Source organism: Paenibacillus sp. 01T422, from assembly GCF_056398785.1.
The window spans coordinates 1-4,838 of the sequence record NZ_JBFTQB010000485.1; the positions used below are offsets into that span (position 1 = coordinate 1).

Here is a 4,838-nt window from a genome sequence, read left to right on the forward strand (position 1 = left end):
GCCCACACCATGGTGTGGGCTGTTTCTTTAACTTCCAAAGTAGGGATTTTGATAGACATAAGGGCTTGAGGGTGCATCTTGAGTGTCTACTGTTTTTGCAACGATTACTAACACATCTTTACCGTCAAGTTGACGTTTCTCTATCGTGCCGAGAGCGACTGCGTACATATCGTTTTTCCATTGTTCCGGGGAGTCAGATTCCACCAGGATCGCCAGTGGTACAGAGTCTGCGACACAGCACCTCATGGAGAATCTCCCCAAGGCAAACTGGTTTTTGCTCATGGTATCAAGTCGATAAACATAACCGCTGATCTGTACCTTTTTACCTACAAATTGATCTTGGTATAAGTCCAATGACGTCAGTGATTCGATATAAAAATCGTCGTTAATCACAATGAGAGGCTCCTTGTACATGTCCACAGCCCGCTTGGCGTAAGGCTTGGTATATTCATTAAACGGAAAAGTCTGTCCTGTATCTAATTGCAGCTTATCATTCGGAATCAAGTTCGGACTTGCGTCGCCATAATTGTTATTGACTAGGATGCCCGAGGGGGTGAAATTTAGTCCTTTTTTGGCTGCCATGTGACTGCCTAATACCGCATTAGGGAAGGAAAAGGCAAGGACAAGCGGAATAATCAAAACCGCATACATAGTGATAACGCCGGGTTTCCATTGATCGTGGCTATGTGCTGAACAGGAACAGGTGGTCATGGCCATTTTATTCTTGGCGCGGATATCTCGAACCGCCAAATAAAGCTGGTGCATCGCGAGCACGTACATGCCAACGGCAAGGCTTTTCACCCAGATATCCATGGTCGGAGCGACATAATAAATTAAAGCATCGGAACGGCTAATCTGTACAATAAAAATAACGAATGCGAGTAAGACTGCGGCTCGAATCGTTCGATGCGCAAACGTGGACCATTTTCGCATAATTATCTTGCCTCCATTCTACAAGTACGGATACAGGTGATCGAATGCGACCGACCCTAACATAACGACTGCAGCTGAAATGAACATTACCGTCACGACGGTTTTGAGTCGGAATACCTTAAGGAGCATCATCGTGCTTTTGATATCGAGCATAGCGCCAAACACGAGAAAGGCGAGTACGGAGCCGAGACTGAATCCTGGAATGAACGTAGCGCCGACAAAAGCGTCCCCCGTGGAGCAAATGGAAAGGATATAGGAGAGCCCCATCATGAACAAATGCGGAGTGAAGTCCCCATCGCTTAATGTAAGAAGCCATTTCTTGCTTACAACCGTTTGGAGCAGAGCAGTAACAGTGGCGCCTAATACTAAAAACTTGCCTACATCAAACATTTCGATGGCGGCATGTTCCAGCGTCTCATGCCATTTATTTTTCAATGTTGCTACTTTTGACTTTTTATTCGGGAGAGGTCGTTTGGGGCTTTTTTTGATCGGAGTAACTTGCTCAATCGTATTGTTCACTGGCGTGCGAAGCGCAGAATCACCTACACCACGGGCAGCCCACAGCCCAATAATAGCCGCAGTGACGAACGCCAGCACCATACGGGCAATCGCCATCTCCGGATGAGCGCGAAATGCCACGAAAGTGGACGTAAACACGACAGGATTAATAATCGGCCCAGCCATCATAAAGACAAGACCGATATATGGCGGCATGCCTTTGCGGATTAATCGGTGTACAACAGGAATAATTCCGCATTCGCAAAGCGGGAAGATGATACCCAGCAAGCATCCAAAAAGGATGCCGGGAATGGTTCTTTTCGGAATCCAGCGCTGCAGCGTCTGATCGCTAATGAAAGTTTGCAGTAGAGCAGAAATCACGACGCCGAGCAGAATAAACGGAAACGACTCTAGTAAAATACCAAGAACCATGGTGCGAAAATCACTTAGAAAACTCATTGAGCCGCCGCCTCCTTAACAAATGACGAGTAAAACAAATAAATAACAACAACAATTAAATCGTGTTTTTAATTTGTTTATCGTGTGTTTTGTTTTAATTCTAGCAGGCGACTATTATTTCTACAACATTAATTTGTTAAGAAATTATTAAGAAGAGGAGAGGGTGGTCAATTCTTCTGCTTCAAAAAAACACCTAACATCAAAAGGATGTCAGGTGTTGCTATTAGTAGCAAAATACTCACGAGTATCTTTGCGGGCTTGAGGGCTTAATACGCGATCAAGCTCTTCATTGAGCCAAGTAAGTGACTTATTACGCAGAACATTGCGCATACTATTTTCAGCCTCAAGCATAGTCAAGTTAATCAGACAGGGAGAAGCTTTGGTGCATGCTGCAAACTCTTCGTCACTATGACATAAATAAGTATTATCTTTGATGTTTTTACATTGAAAAATAGGCGTAACCCCTTCAACAGCTTCAACGACATCCCAAAAGGAAATATCATCAGGAGACTTGGCTAATTTATAACCACCTTTAACTCCGGGGACAGAGCTTACGATACCTGCCTTCGTTAATTTGCTGAAAATCTTCGATAGATAGGTCTCGGAGATACCCTGATAAGTGGAAAGTTCTTTAATCCCAATCGTAGAATCAGGAGGAATATCAATCAAATATACCAAGCAATGCAGTCCATATTCAACGCCAATACTATACTGCATGCGAACACCCGCTTTCAGATAAAAAAAGTTATTATAAATCATCTTAGGTGGATTTAGGACCCTTGTCAAATAGGGGATTTGGTATGTTTCGGTAATGACTAGTGAATGGTTTTTTGGGTTGACAGCCACAAACGAAAGGGATATATTAAAGACAAAGTTAATCGACGATTAATATTGTCGACAATATAACTACTGAGTAGGTTAACAACAAAAACAAAGGAGTTGTCATCCCCATGGAAATCAGATTCGATTATACGAAAGTGCAACCGGAAGCTCTACAAACGTTATTAAAATTAGAAGGGTACGTGAGAAAGAGCGGACTTGACGGTAAACTAGTGGAATTGATAAAAATTCGCGCTTCGCAAATTAATGGCTGCGCTTATTGCCTAGATATGCATACGAAAGATGCGCGTGCGATGGGGGAAACCGAGCAGCGGTTATATCTGATCAGCGCTTGGCGAGAAGCACCGTTTTATACGGAGTCGGAGCGCGCCGCACTAGCGTTAACAGAAGCTGTGACTAGAATTTCGGATGCGGGCGTACCGCAGGATTTGTTCGACCAAGTCCGTAGGCATTTTGACGAGGAGCAATTTGTTGATTTAATTATGGCGATTAATGCCATTAATAGTTGGAACCGAATTGCGATTTCAACGGGTATGGTGCCTGGCGATTATCAGCCTCCTGCACAGAAATAACCCATTTTTGCAGGTCAGGCGAAATCTGCTAAAAGTGCAAAAATGAGCAGCTCCCTTTGGGGGACTGCTCATTTGATTTATTGCTAGACTTCATTATTATTGAAGTTTGGCAGGTAGTTTAAAAGTCCAAAGCAGCGTACCGTTTTCAGGTGTTGTGCTGTCAATTCCGAAATCGTTATCGTTGGTGATAACAAGCGTATCCCCATTGACGAGTGTAACACCTTCAATTTTTTCATAAGGGAATTTGAATTCTACCGCGTCAAGTATCGTTCTTTTTTTAGCAGGCAAAATACCGTTGGTTTTCAAATCTTGAATTGTCATACTCTCAAGGGTTTTACCAGCTGCTTGTACGGTATCATATTTCCCGAGAACATTGGTGGATGTGGACAGATCGATCGCATAAATACGTTTCAGCTGTGCCTTATCCCCAGCAAATTTGTCGCGTTCATCGATTAGCAGCGTATTCTCATTCACAACGACCATATCGGAGATTACGATATCGCCTTGAGCCAGGTCCTTAAACTGTTTAGCATCTTCTAACAAGTAAGTAAACTCTGCTACCGGCTTCAAATCAGTAAGATCGAATTTGATGATACGAACCTGACGTGAATTATCCATGGATTTGTCTGGATTACGAAGCGCATTCTGCATAGCCATGAACATATATTTGCCGTCTGGTGTAATACCAACAGCCTCGGCTCCACGATTTTGGCGCAGCTTGTTATAAACTTCAGGAAGCATTTCACGTGTTGGTACTAATGGCGTTGCCGTCAGAGCGGACCAGCCCTTCGGCACAATACGTTCGATGATCGTACCGTCACGTTTCACGTGGACAATGGATGGACCGTATTCATCTGAAATCCAGAACGTATCATCCTTTTGGTTATAAGCTAATCCTTCAATATCCAGACCGTAAGGATCGTAAGCCAATTCCTTCTCGCCTTTGGCATCGAATGGCACTTCGTCTCTTCCTTTAATATTAGGCAGTCCCGTGATCATCGCAGTTCCTGTTACAGGATCAGTTCCGGAAAGCTTTAATGGAAATTTATCTAAAATGTTGATTTCACCATTGCTTACTGAGATTTTATAGATAGTTGGTGTATAGTTTGGAAGAGGAAACGTACGTACGACTACGCCATTTACTGTCGGTTGGCCGTTCGGACCACGATCTGCCGTCGTGTAAAATACGTTGTCAGGATCGCCAGGAAGGTGGGTTAAGGAAGAGCCTACCCCCATTTTGATACCAGCTGCCAAATCCGGAGCTTTAAGCTCGTATTTATTTGTCAAAGTCGGTTTGTCTGTCAAAGAAACGCTATTGCGGAACTCATCCCAATCCACATATTTCCCCATTGCTTCTCCAAGTGCACGAACAGGCAAATATAAGCTCCCATCCATATTTACTGCCGGAGTGGTCGGAACAACAGCTGTTCCATTGTTGGAATACGTTACTTGCTCGGATGTTTCTCCGCTCTTCGTTGCTGCTGAAGCTGTTCCTGCCACAGCAACTGTAAGTGCAAGAAGCATCGTCGTGTTAGC

General features: G+C 43.9%; 5 protein-coding genes. 1 reads left to right on the forward strand and 4 read right to left on the reverse strand.

Features of this window, described 5'->3' with window-relative positions; all coding sequences use genetic code 11:
- Positions 1–27 precede the first annotated feature (27 nt).
- From AC1DUA_RS23795 to AC1DUA_RS23805, 3 genes are all read right to left on the reverse strand, one after another.
- The gene (locus AC1DUA_RS23795) at positions 28–933 is read right to left on the reverse strand and encodes a TIGR03943 family putative permease subunit (RefSeq protein WP_477502127.1); all 906 of its coding nucleotides are present in this window, start codon (positions 931–933) and stop codon (positions 28–30) included.
- A gap of 18 nt (positions 934–951) precedes the next feature.
- A complete protein-coding gene (locus AC1DUA_RS23800; protein ID WP_477502128.1) occupies positions 952–1,890 on the reverse strand; it encodes a permease in 939 nt (312 codons plus the stop codon).
- 210 nt (positions 1,891–2,100) lie between these two features.
- On the reverse strand, positions 2,101–2,607 hold the full coding sequence (locus tag AC1DUA_RS23805) for an RrF2 family transcriptional regulator (RefSeq protein ID WP_477502129.1): 507 nt from the start codon (positions 2,605–2,607) through the stop codon (positions 2,101–2,103).
- Positions 2,608–2,840: 233 nt separating this feature from the next.
- Here AC1DUA_RS23805 and AC1DUA_RS23810 point away from each other — a divergent pair, with 233 nt between their 5' ends.
- Positions 2,841–3,302, forward strand: a complete 462-nt coding sequence (locus AC1DUA_RS23810; protein ID WP_477502130.1) for a carboxymuconolactone decarboxylase family protein — start codon at positions 2,841–2,843, stop codon at positions 3,300–3,302.
- Between the two features lie 96 nt (positions 3,303–3,398).
- On the opposite strand, the gene AC1DUA_RS23815 is transcribed toward AC1DUA_RS23810, so the two are convergent.
- Complete coding sequence (locus tag AC1DUA_RS23815; RefSeq protein WP_477502131.1) at positions 3,399–4,826, reverse strand: esterase-like activity of phytase family protein; 1,428 nt, start codon at positions 4,824–4,826, stop codon at positions 3,399–3,401.
- Positions 4,827–4,838 lie beyond the last annotated feature (12 nt).